At 48.0% G+C, this 26,984-nt stretch carries 21 protein-coding genes and 2 pseudogenes; 11 read left to right on the forward strand and 12 right to left on the reverse strand.

Going from position 1 to position 26,984, the window contains the following annotated elements:
- Positions 1 to 52: 52 nt before the first annotated feature.
- Genes EH228_RS01950 through EH228_RS01965 form a run of 4 tightly spaced genes read right to left on the reverse strand, consistent with a single transcriptional unit; the run spans position 53 to position 4,385 of the window.
- On the reverse strand, positions 53 to 883 hold the full coding sequence (locus tag EH228_RS01950) for an ABC transporter ATP-binding protein (protein WP_152320021.1): 831 nt from the start codon (positions 881 to 883) through the stop codon (positions 53 to 55).
- The gene (locus EH228_RS01955) at positions 884 to 1,783 is read right to left on the reverse strand and encodes an ABC transporter permease (protein WP_152320022.1); all 900 of its coding nucleotides are present in this window, start codon (positions 1,781 to 1,783) and stop codon (positions 884 to 886) included.
- Positions 1,780 to 2,790, reverse strand: coding sequence for an ABC transporter permease (locus EH228_RS01960; protein WP_152320023.1), 1,011 nt, complete (start codon positions 2,788 to 2,790; stop codon positions 1,780 to 1,782). The genes EH228_RS01955 and EH228_RS01960 overlap by 4 nt, the downstream gene beginning before the upstream one ends.
- A complete protein-coding gene (locus EH228_RS01965) occupies positions 2,790 to 4,385 on the reverse strand; it encodes an ABC transporter substrate-binding protein (RefSeq protein WP_152320024.1) in 1,596 nt (531 codons plus the stop codon). Before EH228_RS01965 ends, EH228_RS01960 begins: the two co-directional genes overlap by 1 nt.
- 195 nt (positions 4,386 to 4,580) lie before the next feature.
- On the opposite strand from EH228_RS01965, the gene EH228_RS01970 reads away from it, so the two are divergent.
- From EH228_RS01970 to EH228_RS01990, 5 genes and pseudogenes are all read left to right on the forward strand, one after another.
- Entirely contained in the window at positions 4,581 to 5,675 is a 1,095-nt protein-coding gene (locus EH228_RS01970; protein ID WP_152320025.1) for a dipeptidase, read from the forward strand.
- Between the two features lie 2 nt (positions 5,676 to 5,677).
- The gene (locus tag EH228_RS01975; RefSeq protein ID WP_152320050.1) at positions 5,678 to 6,589 is read left to right on the forward strand and encodes a LysR family transcriptional regulator; all 912 of its coding nucleotides are present in this window, start codon (positions 5,678 to 5,680) and stop codon (positions 6,587 to 6,589) included.
- 40 nt (positions 6,590 to 6,629) lie between these two features.
- Positions 6,630 to 7,300, forward strand: a pseudogene (locus EH228_RS20625) (IS1 family transposase); the annotation flags it as partial.
- Between the two features lie 431 nt (positions 7,301 to 7,731).
- Positions 7,732 to 8,192, forward strand: a pseudogene (locus EH228_RS01985) (hypothetical protein).
- A gap of 258 nt (positions 8,193 to 8,450) precedes the next feature.
- Complete coding sequence (locus EH228_RS01990) at positions 8,451 to 9,143, forward strand: helix-turn-helix domain-containing protein (RefSeq protein ID WP_152320026.1); 693 nt, start codon at positions 8,451 to 8,453, stop codon at positions 9,141 to 9,143.
- An 80-nt stretch (positions 9,144 to 9,223) separates the two neighbouring features.
- On the opposite strand, the gene EH228_RS01995 is transcribed toward EH228_RS01990, so the two are convergent.
- The 8 genes from EH228_RS01995 to tssF all read right to left on the reverse strand — a co-directional run bounded on the left by EH228_RS01995 (position 9,224) and on the right by tssF (position 18,243).
- The gene (locus tag EH228_RS01995) at positions 9,224 to 9,715 is read right to left on the reverse strand and encodes a DcrB-related protein (protein WP_152320027.1); all 492 of its coding nucleotides are present in this window, start codon (positions 9,713 to 9,715) and stop codon (positions 9,224 to 9,226) included.
- Positions 9,716 to 9,721: 6 nt separating this feature from the next.
- The gene (locus EH228_RS02000; protein WP_152320028.1) at positions 9,722 to 11,200 is read right to left on the reverse strand and encodes an OmpA family protein; all 1,479 of its coding nucleotides are present in this window, start codon (positions 11,198 to 11,200) and stop codon (positions 9,722 to 9,724) included.
- Positions 11,201 to 11,821 (reverse strand): DotU family type IV/VI secretion system protein, encoded by a 621-nt coding sequence (locus EH228_RS02005; RefSeq protein ID WP_193323251.1) that lies wholly within the window; start codon positions 11,819 to 11,821, stop codon positions 11,201 to 11,203.
- Positions 11,818 to 13,128, reverse strand: a complete 1,311-nt coding sequence (locus EH228_RS02010) for a UDP-N-acetylglucosamine-transferase (RefSeq protein ID WP_240116212.1) — start codon at positions 13,126 to 13,128, stop codon at positions 11,818 to 11,820. Before EH228_RS02010 ends, EH228_RS02005 begins: the two co-directional genes overlap by 4 nt.
- Before the next feature lie 67 nt (positions 13,129 to 13,195).
- The gene (locus EH228_RS02015; protein WP_152320031.1) at positions 13,196 to 14,188 is read right to left on the reverse strand and encodes a fimbrial protein; all 993 of its coding nucleotides are present in this window, start codon (positions 14,186 to 14,188) and stop codon (positions 13,196 to 13,198) included.
- A 5-nt stretch (positions 14,189 to 14,193) separates the two neighbouring features.
- Positions 14,194 to 15,261 (reverse strand): type VI secretion system protein TssA, encoded by a 1,068-nt coding sequence (locus EH228_RS02020; protein WP_152320032.1) that lies wholly within the window; start codon positions 15,259 to 15,261, stop codon positions 14,194 to 14,196.
- Positions 15,262 to 15,331: 70 nt separating this feature from the next.
- Positions 15,332 to 16,369 carry a type VI secretion system baseplate subunit TssG gene (gene tssG, locus EH228_RS02025; RefSeq protein ID WP_420841438.1) on the reverse strand — a complete coding sequence of 346 codons (1,038 nt, stop codon included), beginning with the start codon at positions 16,367 to 16,369 and terminating at the stop codon, positions 15,332 to 15,334.
- Entirely contained in the window at positions 16,366 to 18,243 is a 1,878-nt protein-coding gene (tssF, locus tag EH228_RS02030; RefSeq protein WP_152320034.1) for a type VI secretion system baseplate subunit TssF, read from the reverse strand. Before tssF ends, tssG begins: the two co-directional genes overlap by 4 nt.
- Positions 18,244 to 18,783: 540 nt before the next feature.
- Between tssF and tssH the strand changes: the two genes are divergently transcribed.
- The 6 genes from tssH to tssB all read left to right on the forward strand — a co-directional run bounded on the left by tssH (position 18,784) and on the right by tssB (position 26,970).
- Positions 18,784 to 21,447 carry a type VI secretion system ATPase TssH gene (gene tssH, locus EH228_RS02035; protein ID WP_152320035.1) on the forward strand — a complete coding sequence of 888 codons (2,664 nt, stop codon included), beginning with the start codon at positions 18,784 to 18,786 and terminating at the stop codon, positions 21,445 to 21,447.
- Positions 21,448 to 21,558: 111 nt separating this feature from the next.
- Positions 21,559 to 22,095 carry a fimbrial protein gene (locus EH228_RS02040; protein ID WP_152320036.1) on the forward strand — a complete coding sequence of 179 codons (537 nt, stop codon included), beginning with the start codon at positions 21,559 to 21,561 and terminating at the stop codon, positions 22,093 to 22,095.
- Positions 22,096 to 22,237: 142 nt separating this feature from the next.
- Positions 22,238 to 22,987 carry a fimbria/pilus periplasmic chaperone gene (locus tag EH228_RS02045; protein WP_152320037.1) on the forward strand — a complete coding sequence of 250 codons (750 nt, stop codon included), beginning with the start codon at positions 22,238 to 22,240 and terminating at the stop codon, positions 22,985 to 22,987.
- A 130-nt stretch (positions 22,988 to 23,117) separates the two neighbouring features.
- The gene (locus EH228_RS02050; protein WP_420841439.1) at positions 23,118 to 25,733 is read left to right on the forward strand and encodes a fimbria/pilus outer membrane usher protein; all 2,616 of its coding nucleotides are present in this window, start codon (positions 23,118 to 23,120) and stop codon (positions 25,731 to 25,733) included.
- Positions 25,721 to 26,302, forward strand: coding sequence for a fimbrial protein (locus tag EH228_RS02055; protein WP_152320039.1), 582 nt, complete (start codon positions 25,721 to 25,723; stop codon positions 26,300 to 26,302). Before EH228_RS02050 ends, EH228_RS02055 begins: the two co-directional genes overlap by 13 nt.
- A gap of 134 nt (positions 26,303 to 26,436) precedes the next feature.
- Positions 26,437 to 26,970 carry a type VI secretion system contractile sheath small subunit gene (gene tssB / locus EH228_RS02060; RefSeq protein WP_152320040.1) on the forward strand — a complete coding sequence of 178 codons (534 nt, stop codon included), beginning with the start codon at positions 26,437 to 26,439 and terminating at the stop codon, positions 26,968 to 26,970.
- Positions 26,971 to 26,984: the final 14 nt, after the last annotated feature.

Raw genomic sequence — 26,984 nt, forward strand, 5'->3', positions numbered from 1 at the left:
TATCGGGGCGGTATTGTCGTCGCCCGTATCGCCTGGCGATAAGAAGACCCGATTATTCATCCCGCCATGCCGCCTCGCGTTGCATCACCGGTAAGCGTGCTCGTGGATGGCGCAGTGAAGGCAGGCAGGCCAGTAGCCCTTTGGTATAAGGATGCTGCGCCTGATGTAGTTCACTGGCATTCAGCATTTCGACGATCCTGCCGGCATACATCACCGCGACGCGATCACAAAAGTGCGCCACCAGCGGCAGATCGTGACTGATCAGCAACAACCCCATGCCACGTTGTGAAACCAGTTCATCAATCAGCCGCAGGATCTCCGCCTGCACTGTCGCATCAAGCGCGCTGGTCGGTTCGTCGGCAATCAGCAGTTCTGGATCGGGTGCCAGCATCATCGCAATCATCACCCGTTGCCCCATACCGCCGGAAACCTGGTGTGGGTAGCGTTGCGCCACCTGGTGCGGTTCGCGGATTTTTACCTGCGCCAGCAGTTCAATCGCGGCGTGCATTGCTGCACGTTTGCTGCCGCCTTTATGCTCACGCCAGGCCTCGGCAATCTGCTGGCCGATCGTCATCACCGGGTTCAGTGAATATTTCGGGTCTTGTAAAATGAAGCCGACACGTTTGCCGCGCACCTGGCGCAGCGTTTTTTCACTGGCGCCGCGCAAATCAATACCGTCAAAGCTCAATGCGTCAGCCTGCACTTTGGCGCTACCCGGCAGCAACTGCATCAGACTACGGGCGGTCAGTGATTTACCGGAACCGCTTTCACCGACGATGGCGAATTTCTCCTTGCCGATGCTGAAGGAAACACCGCGTACCGCTTCAAAGGTCTCTGTGCCGTTGGTGAAGCTGACGCGTAAATTTTGAATATCCACCAGCATTTACGTCTCCTTAGGATCCAGTACGTCGCGCAGGCCATCGCCAAGAAAGTTAAATGCCAGCGAGGTTAAAAAAATCGCGATGCAAGGCATCAGCGGTACCCACCATTCACTGAACAGGAAGCGCCGCGCGGTGGCGATCATCGTGCCCCATTCCGGCGACGGCGGCTGGGCGCCCATGCCGAGAAAACCAAGACTGGCGGCGGTGATGATGATGGCGCTCATATCCAGCGTCACGCGCACAATCAGGCTGGGTACGCACAGCGGCATCACATGATGCAGAATAATACGTAGCGGCGACGCCCCACTCAGACGACTGGCCGCGATAAAATCGCTGTGGCGGAACTGTAGCGTCTCTGCCCGCGCCAGACGGGCATAGGGCGGCCAGGCTGTCAGCGCGATCGCCAGGATGGCGCTTTCGACACCGGGCTTCAGCGCGGCGACAAAGGCCAGTGCCAGAATCAGCCGTGGAAAGGCGAGGAAAATATCGGTGAGGCGCATCAGCGCTTTATCCAGCAGGCCACCGGCATAACCGGCGATACAGCCGATAAATAGTCCGAGCGGCGCGGTAATCAGCACCACGGCAATCACCATGCCCAGCGTGGTCCGGCCGCCGAACAGAATGCGCGTCCAGATATCGCGGCCCAGCTCATCCGTGCCGAGCCAGTGTAGGGCAGAAGGGCGGGCCAGGCGGTTAGCCAGATCCTGATAACCGGGATGGTACGGTGTTAACCCGGGCGCGGCCAGGGAGAGCAGCAACATCAGCGCCACCACTAACAGTCCGCTCATGGCCAGTGGGTGACGCTTCAGCGCCAGCCACAGCCGATAACGGCGTCCCCATATCGCCTGACGGCGGGTAGCGGGGGTTTCATCGAGCAACCAGGCTCTTGATAAAATACTCATTTTACTCGTGGATCCCACAATCGGTAGAGAAGATCAGCGCCCAGGTTGAGCAGGACATAGACCGTGCCGACCAACAAGGTGGCGCCAATGACTGGATTCATATCGGCGTTCATCAGTGAGGTGGTGAGGTACTGCCCAAGGCCAGGCCAGGAGAAGACGTTCTCTGTCACAACCGCGCCTTCCAACAGACCCGCATAGGTCAGCGCCAGTACCGTAACCAGTTGTACCGCGACGGTAGGGAAGGCATGACGCCAGATGACCCGACGCGACGATAAGCCTTTTGCACGGGCGGTGATAATAAACTCGCCACTCAGGGCATTGAGCATAAACGTGCGGGTCATGCGGGTGATATACGCCATGCTGAAGTAAGCGAGGATCAGCACTGGCTGGGCCATATGTGCCAGCGCATCCCAGAACGCGTCATAATCTTTTGCCAGCAGGGAATCCACCGTCAGCAGGCCGGTGACCTGCGGCACCATATCCTGATAAATAATGTCCTGTCGGCCTGGGCCAGGGGCAATCCCCAGCACGGCATAGAACACCAGCAAGCTGAGCAGCGCCAACACAAAGACCGGCAATGAATGCCCAGCCAGGCAGACGACGCGGATCACCTGATCGATCCATTTACCCTGGCGTACCGCCGCCCAGACCCCGAGGGGAATGCCGATGATCGCTGCCACGATAATCGCCGCCGTCGCCAGTTCCAGCGTGGCGGGAAAGAAGCGGGCAATATCCTGGCTGACCGGATTTGAGGTCAAAATGGAACGACCAAAATCGCCGTGCAGGATCTGCGTCAGATAGTGCCAGAACTGAACGTATAACGGCTGATCCAGCCCCATCTCCTGGCGCACTCGCTCCACCACCGCCTGTGGCGCGTTGTCGCCGACGGCTGCCAACACCGGATCGGTCGGCATGACCCGGCCAATAAAAAACGTTAATACCGACAGACCAAACAACGTCAGCAGCAGACTGCCCAGCGTGCTGATAAAACTTTTTAACCATTGCATCAGGCTTTTTTCACCTGCTCATACGCGTTGTCGTTCAACACGGTGATACGCATGCCGGTGACGCCTTTGGTACTGGCGTAGGTATTCAGTTTCTGGAACATGAAAATAAACGGGCTTTTCTCACGGTGCAGGGTCTGGATCTGCTCATACAGCGCGATCCGCTTAGCGGGGTCTTTCTCATGCAGGGCTGCGGTGGTCATCTTATTGAAGGTTTCATCCGCCCAGCTACAACGCCAGGCCAGTGAACGCACGCGGGCATTGTCGCTGTTATCGGTATTAACGCTGAAAGCTTCAGTGTTGGAATTCGGATCAAAATAATCTGCCCCCCAGGCGGTGATGGCCAACTGGTGCTGCCGGGCGCGCATTTTGGTGAGGACTTGCCGATTCTCCGCCGCAATCAATTGCACTTTAATGCCAATCGCGCCGAGTTGGGTCTGGATGGCCTGGGCGATATCCGGGAAGGGTTGCGCGGAATAGTGATCGAGTGTCAGCTCAAAGCCGTCCGGATAGCCCGCTTCCGCCAGCAGGGCTTTGGCCTTTGCCACATCGATTTTAAACGGCTGATCGTTCAGGGCCGCAGGGAACCCGGCAGGTAGCAGGCTCTGATGGACTTTCCAGGTGAGTGGAATGATATTTTTTTGGATGCTGTCGTAATCGATAGCCCATTTCAGTGCCTGCCAGACCTGCGGTTTTTGCAGATGCTCATTTTTGGTGTTGCAGGACATCAGCATAATTGTGCCCACTAACTGCTGCACCACGTGGAAATTGCTGTTGCCGAGCAGTGGTTGCAATTGCTCGGTGGTTAAATCACGGGCGATATCCACATCACCTTTTTGCAACATCAACAACTGGGCAGCAGGATCGAGAATGTGTTTGGCAATCACGCGTTTGATGGCGCTTTGCGATGGATGCTGGTCATTTTTCTCCAGGATAACGCTCTCGCTGGCTTTCCAGGCGCGCAAGGTGAACGGACCGCTCCCCGCACTGTGTTGCTTGATCCAGGCGTTGCCCAGATCATCTCCCACCTGATTGGCGAGTGCGGTTTTCTTCTGCACGATACTGCCGACTGGCGCGGACAGGCAGTAAAGCAGAAAGGTTTCGGTGGCCGGTTCCGCGAGGTTTAGCACCAGGGTGTGGGCATCTTTCGCCACGATCATTTGCGCGACATTATCTTTGGTAAAGCCAAACTGATTGACGATAAAGGCCGGGGATTTATCCAGTTTCACCACGCGCTGTAATGAAAACGCGGCGTCGTCAGCCGTCAACGGGCTGCCATCGGCAAATTTCACTGTCGGATCAAGGTGGAAGGTAAAGGTTTTATTGTCGCTGCTCACTTCCCAGCTTTTCGCCAGTTGGCCGATAACTTCATTCGGTTTATCCGGGTTCGCCATGACCAGACGCTGATAGAGATTGCCACAGATTTCGGAACCAATGGCTTCAAAACTTTCCGCCGGGTCCAGACTGGTCATATTGTCGAGCTGCATGGCCATCACTAACATTGAAGGTGGCGTGGCGGCAAAGGCGGTATTCAGAGAGAGGTAAGAAAGGAAAGGGACGGCGCTGCATCCTGCAAGAAAACGTCTTCTGGTAACCATGACTTCTCCAATATATTGAAATAAAAGAATAATTCCGATACTTTTTAAATTATTTGCCTTGACAACTTATCGCGTACTCGGCTACTAGTGTGAAGAACGAATCCTTTTTTCATCTGGTCAATCAGCCCGCTCTTTCCTGGTGCGTTACGCACCATCAGGCGGCAAGCCAGATCTAATGATCGAGAGCGTACTTTCATGTCCCCACACCCGTGTTCTGAACCGATTACCGTGCCAGTTTTTGACGGTCACAACGATGTGCTGATGCGTCTCTGGCTGTCTCATCAGGACAACCCGGCTACAGCATTTCTCAACGGTCCCGCGGTCGGACAGATGGATTTGCCCAGAATGCGTCAGGGCGGTTTTGCTGGCGGCCTGTTTGCGGCCTATGTACCGTCGGCAGGATTGAAAGCAAGAACCGCGCCAGCTATGAAAAAAAACCGGGGGCAGCTGGGCTATGACCAGATTGAACCCACGCCTGGCAGGGAAGAGGCGCGGGACATCACATTGTCGATGATTGCCACGTTGCTGCGGATAGAACAGCAGTCGGCGGGCGCGGTGAAGATTTGCCGGACCGCCGCAGACATTCGTCAGTGTATGCGGGATAACCGGGTGGCGATGGTGATGCATATTGAAGGGGCCGAGGCGCTGGATGCGGAGCTGCAACTGCTGGAGGTGTTGTATGCGGCGGGGCTGCGTACGCTGGGCCCGCTCTGGAGCCGTCCTAACCTCTTTGGCGATGGCGTGCCGTTCCGCTTTCCTTCTTCCCCGGATACAGGCAACGGATTGACGGAAGCGGGGCGGCGACTGATACGCGCGTGTAATGAGAAGCGCATCATGGTCGATTTGTCGCACATGGATGAGAAAGGATTCTGGCAGACGGCGGAAATTTCCAATGCGCCGCTGGTGGCCAGTCATTCCAACGCGCATGCGCTTTGCCCTCAGTCGCGCAATCTGACTGATCGTCAACTGGCTGCTATCGCTGAAACCAATGGTTTTGTTGGGGTAAATTTTGGTACCAGCTTCCTGCGCAGCGACGGCCAAAAAGCGCCGGACGCCACGGTGTTGGAAATTGTGCGTCATGTGGATTATTTGCTGGAAAAACTGGGCGAAGACCATGTCGGCTTCGGCTCGGATTTTGACGGCACCACGTTGCCGCCGGACCTGAAAGACGTGGCTGGATTGCCGCTGTTAGTCAGCGCGCTGGCAGAGCACGGTTACGATAAAGCGCTGCTGGAAAAAATTTGCCACGGCAACTGGATCCGCGTGCTGGAAGCAACCTGGGGCGAATAATGATGCGGCTGCGGCATATTGAAGTTTTTCAGGCGATTATCGATACGGGCAGTATCAGCGGCGCGGCGCGTCAGCTCAATGTCTCGCAGCCTAATGTGAGCCGGGTGCTCAACCACGCCGAGCAGCAACTTGGTTTCGCGCTGTTTGAACGCCGTAGTCAGGGGATGAGTCCGACACTGGAAGCACAGCGGTTGATCCCGGAAATTCGCGAGTTGTACAACCGATTACAGGCGATCAGCGCGCTAACCGAACAACTGCGTAAAGGGGAAGGGCAAACGGTAAGGGTGGGGGCCGCTCATGCGTTCGGGCAGATGATCCTCGCGCCTGCGTTGGTCGAATACCGGCAGCAATATCGCTATGTGAACGTTGAACTGGTCACGGAGCACTTCCAGACCTTATGCCAGAATTTACTGGCGGATCAGCTGGATTTCGCGCTGGTATTTGGTCAACAGGTATCAGGGGAACTGGTTTCCGAACCGCTTTTCCACTCGTCGATGGTGGCGCTGTTGCCTGCGCAGACTGCGGTCAGCGGCCCGGTGTCTCTCGACTGGCTGTGTCAGAATAATTTGCTGATGATGCAGCAGGAAGATCCGCTGGGCCATGTACTGCATCGGGCGCTGCGTGATAAAGGTTTGCAACCCGCCAACTCGTTGTATATCAAAACCTATTCTGTGATTGCTGATATGGTGCTGGCCGGTGGCGGCGTGGGAATTGTCGACCTGTTTACCGCCAGGCGCTATGCCGATCAACTGCGGGTCGTGCCGGTGGCGCAACCGCTGCCGTTTGAAGTGATGTTAATCAGCCGGCGCGATCGTCCACAATCGCAGTCCACGCTACAACTTAAGCAGGTTATCCGCACCCGGCTATGGGAACTGGCACGGCAATGTGAGGTGCAAATTCATGTCGGGCAGTGAGCGACAGTTCAAAATAACGTCGCACCATTGATGCTTCCCTGTTCATTGTTCTCGCTGCCATTCAGACGACGTTATCGCCATGGTTGTCGCTCTTCCCAACACGAACGTTTTCGTTGCCGGTCATGTGCCCGCGTTTTCCAGTTGTCCTGTACCTGTGAAGCCCGAAACCCGGTGTTAAGGAGCAGATCGTTGAGATGTCCTTCAACGGGGCGGGCGTCCGTGATCCCGCAAGGACACTGAAAGTGGGTATCCACACTGTCTCCGGGCCTTCAAAAACGCGCACCAAAACAGGCGACATCTTCGCCAGTCGCCCATGCCGATGTTGCCCTGGATCTGCGAATGGGATGGACAATGGAGCGTTGTTGGTAGCAAGGCCCGGCAACACTGGATCTGGTACGCATACAATACGAAAACCGGAGGCGTACTGGCCTGCACTTTTGGCCCACGTACCGATGAAACCTGCCGTGAACTGCTCGCCCTTTTTAACATCGGCATGATAACCCGCGACAACGCGGGCAGTGATGCCAGAAAAAGTCCCGAAGAATAAGCATCTGACCGGCAAGAATTTTTACTCGACGTATTGAGCGTAACAATCTGACACTGAGAACCCAAATCAAAAGACTGGCCCGCAAAACCCTCTGCTTCTCACGCTCTGTTGAGTTTCATGAAAAAGTCATCGGAGCATTTAGCGAAAAATACATGTTCTACTGATTGGAGTCCCCCCTTAAGATTTAGGTTATGAGCGCTATTACGCGAACCTATTAAGGGAAAAGGTACATGAAAAAATGACAAATAACGTGAAAATAAATGGAAATTTCAGTTTGTGAATTTATCCGTATCGCACTTGGTTTGTTATTGAAAATGAAATTAACATGCCTTTTATCATTGAATTTAATTTTTGATGTGATAGTGATCGTGTTATATATATACAGATTAATTATTTTTGAGAATATATTTTCATTGATTTTATAGGCGGTGATAATATTAATTTTGTAACTGAATTATTGAGTTGATGTTAGTTTAATGTGTTGCTGTTCGTTATTTTTCTAGATCTATAGCAGAGAATATGGATGAGAGAATTATCTGTTTTGTCGCATTAAGCGTCTGGATCAGATAACATGATTTCTTGAAATTACCTGACCATATCTTTGATCCTAAATGATTTTAAACGTCTGAATCATTCCATTGATGTTATTGCTCAATGTGTTAACTGTCCTTTGGCGTACTCAATCAGCCAGTGCAATCTCGAAGAGATGATGGTAGAGTTTGGCATTATCGTTGACTATTCCACACCTCATCGCTGGGTTATTTGTCTGGTTTTTCTATTGAATAAGGCATTCCGCCGGTATAAACGTCGAACAAATCTCTGGTGGAGAATGGATGAAACTTACATCAGGCAGAGTAAGTTACCTTAATAATATTATGGCGCAGGAACAGCGGGATATAGAACGACGAATATGTCTGAGACAGGGATTTAAATCATTCAGATGGGCACAGGAAATTCTGGTTGGTATTGAGCTTGTGTAGATGATGCGCAAAGGGGAAATATCAGCATCCGTATGGGGACGGAATGTCCCTGGCAGAACCGATTAGAGTCATTTGATACATATAAAATGATATGATCGATTTGTTTTTATTTCGATTAATGGTTAATATCCCAACTCGCCTTGTCTAATTTTTTAGGTCCATTCTAATATTGGATGGGAATACCTTTTTTTGAAAAGGAGATTAATCAAATCAATCTGTTGTAAAGGTAATATGGTATATTCGTTAATTTTTTATGATTAGTTGCCAGATCAACACAGTCAATTACTACAATAAGGTGATAGTTATTCTTAGACCAATGTAGTCGCTTACCGCCATGAGAAACTACCATCATGGTTGCCCAGGCTGGGATCATCAGGTAAAAGGAGATTTAATGGTTATGTGTGACAGTAATAACATGAAATGTAATGGAGTTATGAAGGTATCATTACAAAGTGATAATTTATATTATACTTTCGGTCTTAGCCTTCTCGTTAATGAAGTTAACAGCGTGTTGAGTAAGTCACCTTTGTATTTTTTGGTAGGAGAATCGTCGAGTGACAGTAATGAAAAAAACATTATCTTCCGGGATATGATGGTTAGCGTTCACCTGAAAAAAGAGAACCGACGATGGAAAAATGACAACATCTCACCTTGTAAGGAGATATATCATATTCCTTTTGGATGTCGGCAGAATAGTTTATCAGAAATCATGGGTAAACTTGAAAAAATCCTGTTGATAGCCCATATGGATTACTCTTCTTTTATTCGTCCGGAAAACCACAAATCAATTGGGTTGAAAGATTTTAGACAGTTGTCATTAACAGAATGTAAAGTTTTGCTATTAATTGGTAAAGGCTATAATATCGGCCATATCTCCAGGATGTTAAACCGCTCAGAGAAAACCATCAATACACATTATCGCAATACCATCAGAAAATTGGGTATGCTTAATCGGGCTGAATTCTATAAATATGCCTCTTTCATTGCTCACGGCGCTAGCAAAGATTGTAATACGTTATGCCTTTAAAAGAGCCATATTTAGTTGCAGACACTCAGGCCAATACAACATACGAGCCTGGGTGTCCTCGTTATTCTGGTGTGGCTCTATTATGATTTCAGCTTCATTGGTGAAGTTTCAGGATCAAAGCTATTAATCAATTGAACATAATGTTTTCGCTGATGCTCTGTAAACTTTTCTTCCGCATTTAGGGTGAAAATAATGATATTTCTTCGTTCACTATTTATTACTGGGTGAAAAGGAAGAGCGACCATCGTCTGGACCTGCTTCATCTGTTTACCGTCAAGATGAAACCGGTTTGCGATTTGCACTACCGGGAGTTTAGCGGGACCAATTTCGCTTTTCAGCTGTATCCCTTCTACGGCAAATGCAGGCATAGTATTGGTCATAAATGCCATTTGCGCATCACAGAACTCTTCCAGCTTTTGATCTTCTGCCAAAAAAGCGCGGTTGATCAGAATGGTGTATTCATTCTCTTCAGGGTCACGAAACCGTAATACGTTGACCGATTGGTCAAACAACGGGGCAGAGGTTAATAGTGTTCCTTCATAAATGATATAGGTTGATTTATTTTTACTCATAGTCCTTTACTCATTATTGTCGTGTTGATGTGCAGGTACAGGGATAAGATCCACTCGCCTGTTTTGTTGTCGACCTTCTTCAGTCTCATTACTGGCAACAGGATCGCTGGCACCAACGCCCTTAACCAAAAAGTTTGTTAGCGGGACGTCTCCATGCTCTACCAGCCAGTCGCGCACAACTTTTGCTCTTTGCTCTGATAGCTGCATATTTAGCTGAGGCGTACCAGTATTATCCGAGTGACCAACAATCAGAAAGGTAGTCTGGCGGTTATGGGTCACGGCAGGCAGCAACGCCTGTAATATTTTATCACTGCCCTCATTGAGCTCAGCACGGCCCTGAGCAAATAAAGCCACAGGACCTGAAGAGAACAATATGGGTGAAGCCTTATAACGGCTGATAGCGTTATTGATATCAGCCAACATCTTACTGCACCTTGAAAGCCCCAAAATTTGTAGAAACGGGTTGGCCATACAGCCAGATAAGTTATCGCTGAATTTAGTTAATGAACTGAAAGTATTGCGTTTTTTCTGTAGATAAATATCATCGATCTGATTGAAGGTTTCGAGCGCTTTTTTCGCTTTAATCAGACGCTGCCCTTCCATCCAGGTTGTTCCTGCCAGGGTAAGCGCCAGCAATACCGCAATTGCAGCCGGTAACCAGAGACGTCCCCGTTGGGGCTTTTCTGTTACCCGGATAACCGTCTTCACTGCCGGTCGGTAAAGAAGGTCAGGTAGCTGAGGTAAGGCCAGCGATGAAGCAAGACCGGGATATATTGCAAATCTACTGCCCATCCAGTTTGCCCAGGCTCCATGCCGTACAAATCCCTCACCGTAGTCAGAAATAAGCATCCCGGTCAGCTTCAGGGATGTCTGGCTAAACAGTGTCTGTAATGACTTCATTACCCCGGTGTCATACAGCCATAATTGCAAGGCATCGATCATGGCAAAGCGCTGAATAGCGTGATGACCGCCAGACTGGCTGTGCCGTTCCAGCATTGCGCTCAATCTGGTAAATTCACTGTTGAGCGTGGTCTCTTTACGGGTGGTTATGTCAAATTCTCCGAGCCATATTGCACGGTCGGGATCTTCAACAGAACGCTCCCGGCTCAGTTGCGTATATAGACCCAAGATGCAGGGGAGGGATTCAGACAGCGGAAGTGCGCTAAACGATGCCTGGCAGTCGGCGATTTGCGCCAGAGTCAGCTCGCGACTTTCCTGCCCATCGGGAAGAAAAGGGAAGAACGCCATGATTTTTGTATGCTGGTTAGTTGCATGGACCCGTGGCAAATATTTGTGCAGATCCTCAACATTCGGAGCCAGAATCCAGCGAATGTTCCCATTCTCAGCCTGATCGTCGAGAGGCTGACGATGAGAAAACCACTTTCTGGCGTATGGACCAATAATGAAAATGGCGACGATTCTTTCCTCTTCCTGATGCATTAAAAGAGAATGTGGCGTCTTATTTGAGTCGATTGAAGCAGACATTTAATACAAACCATCCAGGTATTTTCTGCAATAAATCCAGAGAGCCAGTAACAGGAAGAGCATGGTTCCGGCCTGCCAATAGAATGGGTTTCTCCAGCGGTTACGTGATTTTTCTGGAACAAAAAGAGTGAGTTCTTCTCTTTTTTCCTCTGCAACGCCAATGTCCTGAGTTATTTCTGTAACAGGCTCCGGTGCGTAGTGTGATATCAGGGCAATGATTTTCTCGTCGTGCCCAAGAGATTGGAGGATCAATGGAAGTAATTGATAAGCATAATGAAAAATATTCTCCTCACTTTTTTTCAAAAAAATATCAAGTCTGTCAGTTAATGAGCCAAACTCCTTGTCATAGCCATAGAAATGACGAGTCAGCAAATTTCTTTCCCATGAAATGTTACTGGCATTCAAGTGTAGTGAAATATGCTTATCGAGATAGCTACAGATGATATGGCATAAATCATCACTTAGTTGCTCACATTCCCCCTCTGAAATAAGTGCTTTGCTGAATTGTTCAATCAGATTGACCACTTTTAGCTGGAACTCGGCCAGCGAAGGAATTACACCATTAAATGACAACAGCGTATCAATACACATTATTTTGTTATAGTATTTTTCGCTTCTCACCAGTCCTGCTCCAAAATTTTTCCCCATCCTTCATTATGAATATAAGGACTCACCCTGATAACGCTGGGTTTCAACAACGATGAGGTAATGAAATCCAGTTCGACATCCAGCCCAGATTGATCTTCATCTTCCAGGATGTCTTTTATCTCATCTGTGCACAGCACTTTCTTTTCAAGAAGCTCATTATTTTTGCTGTAAACACCAATATGCAGCCAGGAAATGTTTTGCATGGGATAGTCGAGTTCAGATTTGGCAATGGTCAGCGTTTTCTTATTGGCGCTGATCAACCTTTTCCGCCAGTCCTCGCCATTGTGATGAGGGAAATAAGAGCAACGCTGTTTATTAACCACTTCAGGAAGTACACAACAACGTTTAAAGTCGATGCCAATCATACTTTCGAATTCTTCCAGAGACCGCTTGTCACCCAGAGCATACCGTGGGTCAATATCACGGCTATCTTCCTCATAACCGAGTAATCTTCTGACTTGTTGCTTGGAGTTTCTATCCCTCTCCCACCATGCTTTATCAATCGAACCGGATTTTTTGGCTTCACTATTATGATCTGACCAGACCTTAGTATGGTTTTTTCTGCCGTAAAAATGCCATAGTAAAACTTTATGTGGGTACCAGATGTCATAACCGTGGGTAAATGAACGCACAGCCATGGCTATCTCTTCACCTTCGAAGAATATCTGTGGATCGTTTGGGACGTCGGTGACAAATGACCCCTCGGCAAAAATAAACCCTCCGGCCAGATAACTTCCTCTTAATGGGGCACTATCTTTGAAATAAATCGAGGTCAGTTGCAATATGTTATCTCTGGAAAAACGACGAAATACCAGGCGGTTGACGACGTTCTTTTTCGTGCTGTCATCACCCGGTTCGTATCCTGGCGGGTAAGAGGAGAGGACGGGTTTACTGCTTTGCTTTTTTAATTGAGTTAGCATCGAGACCATCTCTTTATCCCAGTTTTTAATAAACCGACAATGAGAGTCAATCTGCAGGAAATAGTCTTCTTCGTTATAGAGTTTTTCGCAAAGACTCCTTGCCCAGCAAACCCCCTGGCTGAGGAAGTAATGTACATTCAGGATCTGAATGTGGGCACCATGATAGTTGAAAATATATAAATCATGATCACCCTGCTGCTGCTGCTCATTCAATAGCATCCCTTCCTTCAGAAAAAGCGCTATATCCCCATCATCCTGCCAGCATACGGCAATGTTGAGTGAGTACAAACCCGAAGAGTGTTTGATAATATCATTCAACGTCGGAATGAGTTCAGCGTCCCGATAGCTGGCAATACTCACAAATATTCCAGGTTTTATGTCCATATACTAACCCTTATATCTGAATTGACATAGCGTAATTGGCCTGTCAATTAATATCTAAAACAATTTCAGCCTTAGCAGTAAATGTCCCATTTTGTGGACGAGAAGAGCCAGTGCTGGTATTAATTAACTTCGCTCTCCAGTTGAATTTTGCGGCACTATTGGTGCTAGTTGACGCTATTTTTTCCAGAATAGAACCATCAACGTTAATGACGCTGCCACTGTTGCTTAGTATCTGAATGCCAAGATTATCCGTATTACCATCTGCATCTGTTACTTTTATGTAGGTTGCATCTGAAGACGGCGTAGTGGTGGTAATGCTTGCGGTAGTAGAATAGGAGCCATAATCTGTTTTACAGGTCAGGCTGAAGTCCAGATTGCGTTCCACGCCTGCATCCACCATGGCGGGTGTCACGGTATTAAAATCGATGATTTTGGTATTTTCGACAGTACATGCTGGCGTGCTGATTATCTTTATCTGGTTAATAAAAAGTGACACTGGACGAACTGAGTCAGCCCCTAACCATTCATAACCCAGGGTGCCGGAATCAAGCACAATATCCCCTGTTGGATCGGAAAGCGTCAGGGTATCGTCCACTTTATAGAACCGTATTCGATAATAACTTCCTGCTACCCAGTCCCATGTCCCTTTGTTTTCACCATTGGAAAATGTCAATGTGTAATTAATAGGGTAATAGCCGAAAGTGGCGCTATCCGGAACATAAATATGTAATTTTACTCCGATACCAGGAATATTAGTTTTGTATAATCTTGTCGCTACTTCCTCTCCCAAGCCGATCAGTGCTCTGCCTGCGGCCAGACCACTAACACACTCATCATATCCGATGGCACTACCCAGTGATGAAGTAGTGAAGGTAGCAATAGGGTTTGATAAATCAGTAACGGCATCAGCACTAATAGTAATGGTCTGAGCAGGAAGGCTTAATATTGTTGGTGTTCCCCTTGCCAGGGTACAATCTGCCGCTGCATTGCTTGCGATTAATCCGCTCAGTGATAAGAATATAACCTTCCTTAGCATGTATATTATTCCTTGTCTGGATCTATTTTTTCTATCATATCGGGTGGTAATATTTTCAATAATTCTGAAAAACGCTTACCTACAGTTGATTCCGCAAACGCTAATAGAGGGATTACCGGGCTACTGGGTTCCATTTTTGTGAACCATGTACGAATCTCTCTGAGCTTTGATAATGCATCAGAGCGATTCTCTATTGTTTTTTGTACCTCAATTCGCTGAGGAGAAGTGACCGGAGCGTCATGGCTCACAATAGCGTTAACAGGTGAGGTTTCTGCTGGTTCTGTTTCTGTTTCTGGTTCCGATCCACTTTCCACTGGCACAATATCCTGTGGTGCAGAGGACTGATATGATGTGGTGACAAATAAGTTCAGCAGAGACGTCAGCCGTGAGAAGTCAGGCGTATCATGGCCTAATGAGTCTCTGAGATGATCCTTTATCTCCGCAAGACAGGCCCAGGCTTCCCGCAGAGAATGAATAGTTTTGTCTTCGCGCTCATCCCATTCATATAATAGTGCGGTGACGGTGGCTTCGGGTAGTGCACCTTCTTCACGCGGGGAAGCATTGGCTTTTTCAAATTCTTTAATGGTGATTTGTAAGCCTGCCGCCTTTGGCAGTGTCTGATTTCTGATATCGGTGAGCAGACCGCTAACATCTTCCATCTCCGATAGCGCATTGGCTCGCATTAACGGGTCAAATTCACCATCCTCCAGTAACTGAGGATGTATATCAACCGGGAAAGCGATAAGCAAATGGTGCAGGGCCTGCAGGCCTTCATTGATCGCCATCAGGCCTATTTGCCTGGTGCGACAGCGTATCAGAGCGATGACCAGACGGATATCCTTGCTTTTTTGCAGCAGTGCCAGACATTCCCGTTCTATCTCGGCCCAGTTCACAGGTTCAGCTGCCTCAACAAAGTTGCCATATTCCACATCCAGTCTGGGCTGTAACTTTGATTGCAGCATAATAAACCCGGCGTCGTATTCCAGGTTCTCCCCGCAAGGCCACTCTCCTGGAATAGGATCGAGCAGGTGTTGATAATAACTACTGAGTTTCGTGGTATGTATTTCAGCCACGGTAATATCCCTTTTCCTGAAAATTTGGCTGTTAACGGCCTTTCCCTGCTCACTCAACGCGTGAACGTATTTACTGCAGTGCTCCCTGGTACAATTCAGGCTCAAAGCTCATCCCGTAGATGGGAATATCGGTTTCAGCTCTTTCCAGCCAGGTGGCATATCCTAGTTGATGCTCGCCACTTAACGTGGCATGTGGCACCTCACTGGCCGCCAGCACCAACTGAGTATCCCAGGCATATTCAAAGCCAATAAAGTTTCGCACCCATTCCCGTAATACCGGTAGATCCTGCCCCCACGGGCTGAAACGGATATATTGCTGCAGCGTCAGAGGGCCAAGAATAAGTTTAAATTTATGCTGCCGGTCTTTAACCGTATCACCCAGTATTGCGCCATCGCCCAGTAACATGGCACAGTCAGCCGCGCCAAGGATGGATTGATCTTTAGGAGAGAGAAAAATCCACTGGCTGGCGAATTCCTCCATTCGTGCCGGAACTTCAAAGTAGTATTGCAATGCACCGAGTAGGCCTTCCGGATTACGTGCTTCACGAATCAAATGGGCGGAAGAAGCGAGGCGGGCATGTGTTGGCAAAATCTTACTATCCAGCTCCTGCGGATCCATGCCGACCAGGCTGGCGATGTAAAAAGAGAATCGCTCATCATCTGCGCGATCCAGTGATGCAGTATCCTGTGCGACAAACCATGCCCGATAAAATAAAGAGAGGGCTCGATGATGAAAAATATCCAGAAAATCAACCATTGTATGGTCATTCAGTTCTGAACGTGAGTAGATCAGCTCCGACAGATTCAGTGGCATCGCGCCCTGAGGTCCCCAGACACCAAGACCAAAAAGTTGCAGCCTGGCTCTGCCATCCTCAATGCCAATACGCGCAATCTCGCGGGGTGAAAACGCCATTGTGGCAGCCTGGCCGATACGATATTTTTCCTGAGAAGGCAACGCTGCCATACCGGGGTGGGGCGTCGACTGATGTTTGGCAGCAATAGCCCGCATGACGCTGATAAAACCCGCATCCCAGGGGCGATCTTCATTAAACCAGGCATCCAATGTTGATAATGAATGCGCCATATCCACCGATTTTTCAGACATCACAGCGCCCCTCTTTTACCTGGACGTCCCTGCCAGCTTGCTATTGGCCCTCTTTGCATTGAGTGCAGTTCGGTTTCAGTAAAGATATTGATGGCTGCGTGACGAGATAAATAGTTTTCCATGATCAATCCGAACAAATAGGGACTGATACCTGAAAAACCGTCTTCGTCTACGGTCAACGTACAGCGGACTCCCCGGCCATAGACCAGCAGTCCATCGCCAGGCAGGCGGCGGGTGATTGGTTCGCTTTTGCAACCAATAAGACTGTTAACCTGGGCGTTTGACTCATGGTCCGAACTGTTCAAAAACAGACGAAGCATGTTGCGCAGGGATTCTCCGCCTAATCCGTGTTCCATATCTGACAGCGGCAAATAGTTAAAACTTAGCTGACGGATCAGACGCCAGGCGGATTCACCAAGAGCGAATGGCGCTCGTGGCGCACTGGGCTGGCAAATAAAGGCGGCCCCCAGAATTGGAACCGCGTCGGCCATGGAGAGATCAAAGCTGCCGCTTCTTGTGATCAGACGAGGAAGGTCCCTGTTTGTGACCATGGCTTCGACAGAAAGATATCTGATGTGATCGGCATACGGCGCTTCCTGTTGGTCAACCAATGAGATGAATACTTCAGTACCCAGATAGGGCGTCCTGGTATCGTACTTTCTTTTGGTTTCTTCTTTGATCCTTGCCTCACGCTGGATGGAGAAGTAGCGGCCAAAATTGCTGTAGTCGCAGTATCGTGTCTGATAAAGCGGATTAAAGGTAACTTCTTCGCTTTTTTCTGCCTGCTGACCCAGGACTTTATTAACCGAGAATATTTCAAAATCCATAGGCTTGCTGCGCTCAGGAACAACATGGAAAGCATTAAGCGCTCTGTTAACTTCTATCCTGTCAACCACCTTAGGAAAGAGATTAATTACCGGGGTGCAAAACAATAGAAATTTCGATGAATCGACATGGCCAATCAGCTCTTGTGGCAGGCGTTCTAACAGAACAATGAGCTCGGCTTCATTAGTGTGATTGTGCCGCAGTCCTTGTGCCAATTGGGTTAGCGTAAAGAAATAAAAACGTTGGCGGCAGGCAAAATATTCATGGATTAAATTGTGTCCATGGAACATGTTCCATGCCAGGGGAAGCAGTGTCTGGTCGGGTTTCAGCCCCTCAAAGGCCAGAGGTTGCTGACTGATGACCACATCCTGTGCTTCCGACCCACCCGCGCGTACGATCATTGCTACGTTGCTGGTATGCATTAACTCGAAAATATGGGAGACAACACTTTCATCGCCATCAATATAAAGCGGTAAGTCATCAAGGCCATTTAGTTGAGAAAATATTTTGTCACCCTGCAACTTCAGTTTTATACGCAGTGCGCCTTTAAGTTTTGCTGACGGAATACGATACTTTTCCAGGTTCGGCAGATCGGGAGGAATCGAAGTCAAACGGGCTTCGGTTATTTCTATCGGCCAAAGTGTGACGTCCTGACCATTACGAAATTCGCAGCGAGAGTTTTCACCGGGTAAAATTTGGGTGTGAAACGCACTGCCTTTGGGAACCCGATAGCCTTGAGTCAGATCGCCTTCTTTCAGGTTGGGTGTTAGCTGAACCACACCCATTGATGGCGTCGGTGAATTATAATTTGGATAGACGATATCTAGCAGTCGCTGGGTGAATTTAGGGAATTCAGCATCCAGTTTTATCTGCGTCCTGGCGGATAAAAAGCAAAATGCCTCAATCAGACGCTCGACATAGGGATCGGCAACTTCGATTCCATGCATACCCAAACGGGCGGCAATTTTAGGATGTTTATCAGCGAACTCACGTGACATTTCTTTCATAAAGGTGAGTTCATGATTATAATAATCAAGAAATTTATGATCCACCTGTATACCCCATTAATTCCATTTTTATCACTCTTAAATTTTTTTGGGATTTTCAGTTCAGAATAAAACGATTCCTTCGATAGCCAGAACAGTAGGACAAATCATCCAATGGCCGTAAAATGTCCTTCCCTGAAAGTATCCTGGTGGGTAAGCCATCGGTGCTTATTTCATCATGGAAAGTGTCTGATGGGAATAAAACAGTGATGTACATTGCATCCGACATTTCCACTGAATCATGTTCATCCCTCCCTTAATTTGTATTTTATCCTTATATCATGATGATTCTGATGACTCAAATCTGAAGGTTTATATATTTATGTTTTTTTTGGCATCTTATCTCTATACTCTATTAAAAAATCTTTGATAATAACGATTTAAGTATGGCGCGATGATGAAATTAGGAATTTGTCCCGGTCTGTAATCCTAAAATTAGGTCTGAATGTGTTCTGTGCTTTGTGTTTCTATATCACCAAATCTAGAATAGCGCCAAAGGACGGATATGTCTGTAAATAAAAAGCCCAAAGGGATTGAACTATAATTATGGCGATTACCAGGAAAAATTTATTTGGAAAACTAGATGCAACGCTATTCAGAAGTATCGAAAGTGCGACGACGATTTGTAAGTTGCGTGGTAATCCATACGTCGAACTGGTCCACTGGCTCAATCAACTCTGGCAACAGGATGAGAGTGATTTTCGTCTGATTGCCCGTCACTTCGAAGTGGATGTGGATGCAATGGAGCGAGGTTTTGCTCAGGCATTGACTCGTTTGCCTTCCGGTGCGAGTAGTATTTCTGATTTTTCCTATCATATTGAACTGGCTATTGAACGCGCCTGGATTTATGCCAGTCTGGAATGTTCCGATAACCGGATCCGTAGTGGCCATTTGCTGATTGCAATGCTGACAACTATGGAGCTACGCCGTGCTTTATTTGATATATCTCCTGCACTTGAACATGTTTCTCTTGAGCATTTAACCAATGATTTTGGTTATATCACTCAGTCTTCTGTTGAAGCGAGCGAAGCCGCAAATGACGGCAGCGTATTGAATGAAGGGGCAATGCCTGGCGAGGCCAGTAATGCGCTGATGAGCCATAAAAACAGCGGTGGTCTGGCGCAATACACCACCGATTTCACCGCGTTGGCGCGCGAAGGAAAAATCGATCCTGTGCTGGGGCGTGACCATGAAATTAATACCATGGTGGATATCCTGCTACGTCGTCGTCAAAACAATCCGTTGTTGACGGGGGAGGCTGGCGTTGGAAAAACCGCCGTGGTTGAAGGGTTGGCTCTGGCTATTGTCGCGGGCAATGTCCCCCCCGTGCTTTCTCAGGTACGTCTGCTGACCCTGGATGTTGTGGCGCTTTCTGCTGGCGCCAGTATGAAGGGCGAATTTGAGGCGCGGCTGAAATCGGTGTTGGAGGAGGCGATAGCTTCTCCACAACCTGTGATTTTGTTTATTGATGAAGTTCACACGTTGGTTGGTGCTGGCGGTACGGCGGGAACGGGAGATGCAGCTAACCTTCTTAAGCCCGCGTTGGCGAGGGGGCAGCTTCGCACCATCGGTGCGACCACCTGGCGTGAATTTAAGCGTCATATCGAAAAAGATCCGGCACTTACCCGTCGCTTTCAGGTACTGCAGATTGGCGAACCGGATGAAGAGACGGCAACCTCAATGCTTCGCGGCCTGCTCCCCATGTTGGAAAAACACCACGGTGTCTGGATCATGGATGAAGCTTTGCAGGCTGCTGTTCGCTTATCTCACCGTTATATTCCCGCCCGTCAGTTGCCTGATAAGGCGATCAGTCTGCTGGATACCGCCTGTGCTCGAGTGGCTGTTGCTCAACATGTGCCACCGACAGAACTACAGATCCTTAAATTCCAGACTGAAACGGCTGAGACTGAATTATCGCTGGTTGAAAAAGCGTTGCACTTTGGTAAAGGCGATAGCAGCCGTGCGGCATCTTTGCGCGAACATATTGCCGGGCAGGTTGAAGAATCCCAACGGCTTGAGCAGCGGTGGCTGCAGGAGAAAGAGCTGGTGTCCTCCATGATCGCTGTCCGACAGGAGCTTCAGGTGCTGGTTGCACAAGACTCACCGGATAACGATCAGATTCGCCAGCAGCAAAACCAGCTTTCTGTGCTGGAAGTCAGTCTGGAAAGCATGCGTCAGGAGCAGCCGATGGTGCAGGCAGAAGTCAATGCGAGTGTCATCGCCAGTATTGTTGCCGACTGGACGGGTATTCCTGTGGGGCAAATGATGAAAGACGACATTCGTGCTGTGCTGGCGTTGCCACAGCGGCTGGCAGAACGTGTGATTGGTCAGGAATTTGCCCTGAATCAGGTGAGCGAAAGTATTCAGACGGCACGTGCCGGTCTGGCCGATCCGAAAAAACCGATCGGCGTCTTCATGCTGGTAGGTCCCTCTGGGGTTGGTAAAACTGAAACAGCATTAGCCATTGCTGAGCAGCTTTATGGTGGTGAGCAGAATCTTATTACTATCAATATGAGTGAGTATCAGGAAGCTCATACAGTCTCATCATTGAAGGGGTCGCCACCAGGCTATGTCGGCTATGGAGAAGGCGGTGTTTTGACCGAAGCGGTTCGTCGTAAGCCTTACAGCGTGGTCCTGTTGGACGAAATCGAGAAAGCGCACCCGGACGTGCATGAACTGTTCTTTCAGGTCTTCGATAAAGGCAGCATGGAAGATGGAGAAGGTCGTCAGATCGACTTCAAAAATACCATTATATTGCTGACCAGTAATGTCGGTAGTGAAATGATCAGCAGCCTGTTTACCGACCCGGACACAGCACCTGATGCTGAAAGCCTGAAAAAGCTGTTGCATCCAGCATTGTTGAAAACCTTCCCGGCCGCGTTTTTGGGGCGACTGGGCGTTGTCCCCTATTTACCGTTACTGCCCGAATCTCTGCAGAAAATTGTTCGACTGCATCTTGACCGACTGGGAGCGCGGCTGTTGGAACAGCACGGTGCTAATCTCCATTACCACGATGACCTGGTGCAATTTATTGTTGAACAGTGTCCGGTGTCTGAGACTGGCGCGAGGATGTTGATCCGTTTCATTGAGCAAAATATCGTGCCGGAAATGGGGCGTCGCATATTGAGCAGTGAAGTGGTTATTACAGGGCAGACTATCCGTCTTGAAATGAATAAAGAAAATGGAATTGAGATCATTTTTCAACAATAGAATATGGGGGAGGAAAGCAAATAAAAATCAGATGATCAGCAATGGAAAGGGCAAACACAGGGTGTGTGCGCCGAATGTAATCAATTTGTATTTGTAAATAGGAAAATTTTTATGCGTAACTTTAAAATGACGGTATGTGCACTGGCTCTGGGTATGGTTTCAGCTTCTTTCGTACAGGCTGCAACTCAGGGGACTGTAGAGTTCAATGGTAAGTTAATCAACGATACGTGTGTGATTGATCCAGAAAGCGAGAACATCGTTGTGACTCTGCCAACTCTTTCTGTCCAGACCCTGGCTGAAGCAGGCGCTACTGGTGGTTCAACATCATTTGATATCAAGGTGACTGATTGTCCTGCGGCAATCACCCAGGTTGCAGCCCATTTTGAAGCAATTGGCGGTACTGGCACCGATGCAGCTACCGGCAATCTGATTAATGATGAGACGACTGACCCAGCCACAAACGTCCAGGTCCGTCTGTATGATACTGATGAGGCGCCACTGGCCTTGGGTAATACCGGTACAGCATCTGAGGTCGATACCACTAGCCAAACCGCCACAATGCGTTACTACGGTGGGTACTATGCTACAGGCACCACTACTGCCGGTAATGTACATGCTAAAGCTCAGTACACACTGGCCTACCCATAATAGTCGCTCAATACACTAGACAGTAAGAGCGGCCTGAGGGCCGCTCTTGTTGAATAATATAATGACTTGGTGTTATGGGGAAATAAATCCAGGCTATTCGTGTTGTATTTAATTAAGAGTCAATATTTTATTGGGTAATTATATGTTTTTTAAAATGGCTTCTTCAGCTCTTTTGACTTTCTGTCTGGTGGCCAGTAGCCAGGCGGCGATGACAATTAGCGGAACGCGTATCATTTTTCCGGGTAATGAAAAAGAAGTGAATGTCCGGACAAACAATAAAGGCGCTAATCCGTCATTAGTCCAGGTCTGGGTGGATGATGGCAATGCTAATGCTGATGTTAACTCAATAAAAACACCGTTTATGGTTACGCCGCCTGTGTATCGGGTTGAACCCGGGAAAGGCCAGAGTGTCAGGGTAATCTATAACGGCATGGCGCTTCCTCAGGACCGGGAATCTGTATTCTGGTTCAATATGCTGGAAGTACCACCAGTTATGCAAAATGCGGAAAAAGTTGATCGCCTTGAATTGGCGTTCAGAACCAGAATTAAAATATTTTATCGGCCAAAATCGCTCTCCAGTTCCGGAGTGGGTGAAGTGGATAAAATTAAGTGGGAAATGCTGGGAGATAATACAGGAATTCGGGTAACTAATCCGACGCCTTATTATTTGTCTTTCGATAGTGCTGATGTACAACTTGGTGGTAAGGCGGTTGCACTGAATACGGAGATGGTGGCACCTTTTTCCAGCAAAGATTTCCTGTTAAAAAATAAAGGCAGTGTTGCAGGCCTGACGGGAGTGACCTTCCGGTTATTGAATGACTTTGGCTCTGCCTATAAAGGTCAACTGAATTTCAGCAATGGAAAAGAATTGGTTTTACAGCATAAAAAGTAAAGGATCGGTTTTAAGCAGCAGAATTAAATCGTGCGGATAAATGTGCAATATTGGAGAGGGAATGCTCAGCCTGTAAAAAGGCGGCAGCAGCCAACTGGGAAAAGGAGTTTACCAGGTGCATCAATCAGAAATGAGTCTACACCATAAACCGAAAGGCACACTGCTGTGCGATTTTTCACCCAGAAAAATGATAGTCGCGGTAGGTGTTATTTGGGCAGCGATGGTACCCGTGGGATGGGCTGCACTGGCCACATCGACCGAGAAAAATGTAGCTACTGAGCCTGCTATTATCCAATTTAATTCATCATTTATGCATGGTGCTGCCATCGATGTTTCCCGTTTTGACAGAGGAAACTATGTTGCACCAGGCAGCTATCTCGTCACTGTTATTGTGAATAATGAAAGTCGTGGGAAATATACCATCCGTTTTACGGCACCTACCGGTGAGTCAAGTGCATATCCCTGCTTTACCCTGGGGGAGATTGAGCGTCTGGGGATCAAACTGGATGCCGTGGTGCAAAAGGAACTGGATCAACAGACTCCCGGGAAAACCGAAGACTGTCATAGATTAGAAAGCCTGGTTGCCGGGAGCACCGTAAATTATGACAGTGGTGACTTTCTGCTTGCGGTTGTTGTACCGCAGATTAATGTTGCCCATTTACCACGAGGCTATATCGATCCTAATACCTGGGATTCAGGGGTAACGGCGGGTTTCCTGGATTATAACACGAACATTTATACTCTGAATTCAGGGACAGGTAAGTACAGCGAACGCCACAGTACTACCTACACGAATAATATTGGTTTGCAGGCAGGATTTAATCTTGCTGGATGGCGTTTAAGAAAACGGCTGAATGTCAATTGGTCGAACCAGAGTGGGATGCATACGCAAAACTTACTGGGTTATGCACAAACCGATATTACACGATTAAAAAGCCAGCTTACGTTGGGAGACAGCAACACCCGCGGTGATGTATTTGACAGCTTTACGCTACGCGGTGTACAGCTACAATCCGACGACCGTATGTTACCTGAAGGCGTCCGCAACTATGTTCCTGTCCTACGTGGGAACGCTGAAACCAATGCCAAAGTTAAGGTGACACAACGTGGACAAACGGTCTATGAAACGACTGTCCCTCCAGGCCCTTTTGAGCTGACTGATGTCGGGGCCATGGGGTATGGTGGCGATTTGTTGCTGACCATCATAGAGGCTGACGGTAGAGAACGGAGTCAAAACATCCCTTTTTCTGCTCCGCCCATGATGTTACATGAAGGCATTTCTCAGTTTGGTTTGTCCGTTGGGCAGTTAAAGGACAACGTTTTACGCAGTAGCCCTAAAGTGCTACAGGGTGTCTACCAGTATGGTCTGACCAGTATGTATACCCTTTATGGTGGTATTCAGGGTTCTGAACACTACCGTGCGCTGGCGATCGGTAATTCTTACAATACGCCTATTGGCGGTTTTTCTCTGGACGGTATGTATGCACAAAGTGATCTCCGTGATGATGAGAAGGATTCCGGTAACAGTTTCAAAATGGGTTACAGCAAATATATTGAGCCAACGAATACAAATTTCACGCTAGCCGCCTACCGCTACTCAACAAAAGGTTTTTATACCTTCAGAGAGGCAAGCATTGCGCGATATGGGACCCGCTACAAGAATTATGAGGCGGATTATCGCACTCGGGAAAGGCTGACGTTAACGCTGGGGCAGCGCTTGTGGAACAATGCATATATTAATGCATCCGGTAGCATTTATAATTACTGGGATAATCGTCCATCGGCAAAACAGTATTCGTTAAGCTATAACAAATCGGAACGTTATTTTTCCTGGGCGCTTTCGGCTTCTCGTTTACGTTCGGGAAACAGCAAAGATGTGAACAGCTTCTCATTATCCTTTAACGTGCCGTTAGGACAAAGTAACGTCAATACCAAGCCGGTGTTCAGTTCAATTTATTCGACGTATTCCCATGATAATGCGGGTAATTCGATGCTGCAGGCGAATGCTAATGGCAGCCAGGGCGACAGAAATGAACTGAATTACGGTATTGGTACGTCAGCAGGCCGCTATAGCACGGGTTCAAACCAACAAGGGGTGACAGGTAATGTTAATTATCGTTCACCTTATGGACAGATTGGTATGACGGCATCAATGGACAGCAATTCGTCTAAACAGCTTTCGTTATCGATGAATGGCAGCATGGTTGCTCACCAGGGCGGAGTTACGCTTGGACCGCAGTTGAGTGATTTGCCTTTTGCCATTATTGATGTACCGGGTGGCGAAGGGGCGAAACTATTGAATGGGTATGGGTCGACGATTGACAGTAATGGTTATGCCATCATGCCTTCTCTTACCGCCTATCGCCAAAACACGGTTTCGATAGATGCGAAAGGGCTACCTGATACGGTTGATGTGCTGGAGAGCGAAAGTATTGTGGTGCCCCGAGCTGGCTCTGCAGCGCTTATCCGCATGAAAAGTATTATTGGTGTGCCAGCTATCCTGACGGTGAGAGACGATAAAGGGGCATATATGCCGATCGGTACTGAACTGGCTGATAAGAACGGCTCGAATCAGAGTATTGTGGGCCAGGGGGGACAGGCCTTTATTCGCGGATGGGACTTTGCCAGCAATATGTTATATGTGATGGGTAACGAGTCAATTGTCTGTCGCGTCGCAGGGGGCAGTAAAATACCAGAGGATAAGGATAATCAAATGGTACAGCTGGAGGTCACATGTTCTCATTAAATAAATATACGCGATATATACTTACTGCGGTTTTTTTTTCGGGGATGATAGTTTCCTTACAGTTAAAGTCTGAAACAAGCTGTAACAATAGCTGTAATATAGATGTGCTTTTTCAGGGCGTTTATACCGATGAAACTTGCAATGTTAGCATCAATAGTGGAAATTATTCAGAGACAGTTTTATTGCCTACAATCAGCATTTCATCCTTGCAAGTTAATGGTGCTGAGGCTGGGAATAAAAACTTTAATATTACATTGAAGGACTGTCCCGCCGATCGTACAGTGGCCGTAACGTTTGTCAGTAATTTGAGTGAAGCCGATACAACGACAGGTAATTTAAAGAATACCTCTGGTAATGATTATAGTGAAAATGTTCAGGTCAGAATTCGGAAGGAAAACGGAACGCAAGTAGTCATTGATGATGAGAGCAGTGGGCAAGAGTATGCTATTCCTTCTGCCGGCGGAGATGTTACACATCAATATACAGCAAGCTATTATGCCAACGGTAATGATGCCGTTACGGCAGGAACATTGAAGTCACTTGCTGGCGTTGAGCTGGTTTATAAATAGAGTAGGGGTGGAGGGGAAATTGACTGCCTGTATATTGGGCAGTGTGAAAGTTATTTTCATAAAATAATCCTTGTAATTTATTGTCGCATGGCAATAAAAGTTTAATCCTTTAAAGTGCACAGTGAAGGGACATCATGGCAGCTATTAATAATAGTTCTCAAAAGTTTATTGCAAGAAACAGAGCTCCTCGTGTTCAAATTGAATATGATGTGGAAATTTACGGTAGCGAGAAGAAAATAGAGCTTCCGTTTGTTATGGGCGTATTGGCCGATCTGTCGGGTAAAGCACTGGAGCCATTACCGCCGGTAGCTGACCGAAAGTTCCTGAGTATTGATATCGATAATTTCGATGAACGTATGAAAGCGATGAAACCACGAGTCGCTTTTTCCGTGGCGAATACGCTGACGGGCGAAGGTCAGTTGATGATTGATATGACGTTTGAAAGTATCAATGATTTCTCCCCTGACGAGATTGCCAAAAAAGTTGATTCACTTTCTCAGCTGCTGGAAGCTCGTACACAGCTGGCTAATTTACAGACTTATATGGACGGTAAGGCTGGTGCCGAAAGTCTGGTAATGAAAGTATTGAACGATAAAACGCTGCTCAACACTCTGGCTGCAGAACCAAAGCCTAAAGGTGAAGCCAGTAACGTACCACGGAAAGACTGAACCAGAAGAAGGGA

Source organism: Erwinia endophytica, from assembly GCF_009295515.1.
GTDB lineage: Bacteria > Pseudomonadota > Gammaproteobacteria > Enterobacterales > Enterobacteriaceae > Erwinia > Erwinia endophytica.

What these genes read in the sequence shown, in the direction of transcription:
- EH228_RS01950 (WP_152320021.1), bottom strand. Translation starts at nt 883, where the DNA reads ATGCTGGTGGATATTCAAAATTTACGCGTCAGCTTCACCAACGGCACA.
- EH228_RS01955 (WP_152320022.1), bottom strand. Translation starts at nt 1,783, where the DNA reads ATGAGTATTTTATCAAGAGCCTGGTTGCTCGATGAAACCCCCGCTACC.
- EH228_RS01960 (WP_152320023.1), bottom strand. Translation starts at nt 2,790, where the DNA reads ATGCAATGGTTAAAAAGTTTTATCAGCACGCTGGGCAGTCTGCTGCTG.
- EH228_RS01965 (WP_152320024.1), bottom strand. Translation starts at nt 4,385, where the DNA reads ATGGTTACCAGAAGACGTTTTCTTGCAGGATGCAGCGCCGTCCCTTTC.
- EH228_RS01970 (WP_152320025.1), top strand. Translation starts at nt 4,581, where the DNA reads ATGTCCCCACACCCGTGTTCTGAACCGATTACCGTGCCAGTTTTTGAC.
- EH228_RS01975 (WP_152320050.1), top strand. Translation starts at nt 5,678, where the DNA reads ATGCGGCTGCGGCATATTGAAGTTTTTCAGGCGATTATCGATACGGGC.
- EH228_RS01990 (WP_152320026.1), top strand. Translation starts at nt 8,451, where the DNA reads ATGAGAAACTACCATCATGGTTGCCCAGGCTGGGATCATCAGGTAAAA.
- EH228_RS01995 (WP_152320027.1), bottom strand. Translation starts at nt 9,715, where the DNA reads ATGAGTAAAAATAAATCAACCTATATCATTTATGAAGGAACACTATTA.
- EH228_RS02000 (WP_152320028.1), bottom strand. Translation starts at nt 11,200, where the DNA reads ATGTCTGCTTCAATCGACTCAAATAAGACGCCACATTCTCTTTTAATG.
- EH228_RS02015 (WP_152320031.1), bottom strand. Translation starts at nt 14,188, where the DNA reads ATGCTAAGGAAGGTTATATTCTTATCACTGAGCGGATTAATCGCAAGC.
- tssH (WP_152320035.1), top strand. Translation starts at nt 18,784, where the DNA reads ATGGCGATTACCAGGAAAAATTTATTTGGAAAACTAGATGCAACGCTA.
- EH228_RS02040 (WP_152320036.1), top strand. Translation starts at nt 21,559, where the DNA reads ATGCGTAACTTTAAAATGACGGTATGTGCACTGGCTCTGGGTATGGTT.
- EH228_RS02045 (WP_152320037.1), top strand. Translation starts at nt 22,238, where the DNA reads ATGTTTTTTAAAATGGCTTCTTCAGCTCTTTTGACTTTCTGTCTGGTG.
- EH228_RS02050 (WP_420841439.1), top strand. Translation starts at nt 23,118, where the DNA reads ATGAGTCTACACCATAAACCGAAAGGCACACTGCTGTGCGATTTTTCA.
- EH228_RS02055 (WP_152320039.1), top strand. Translation starts at nt 25,721, where the DNA reads ATGTTCTCATTAAATAAATATACGCGATATATACTTACTGCGGTTTTT.
- tssB (WP_152320040.1), top strand. Translation starts at nt 26,437, where the DNA reads ATGGCAGCTATTAATAATAGTTCTCAAAAGTTTATTGCAAGAAACAGA.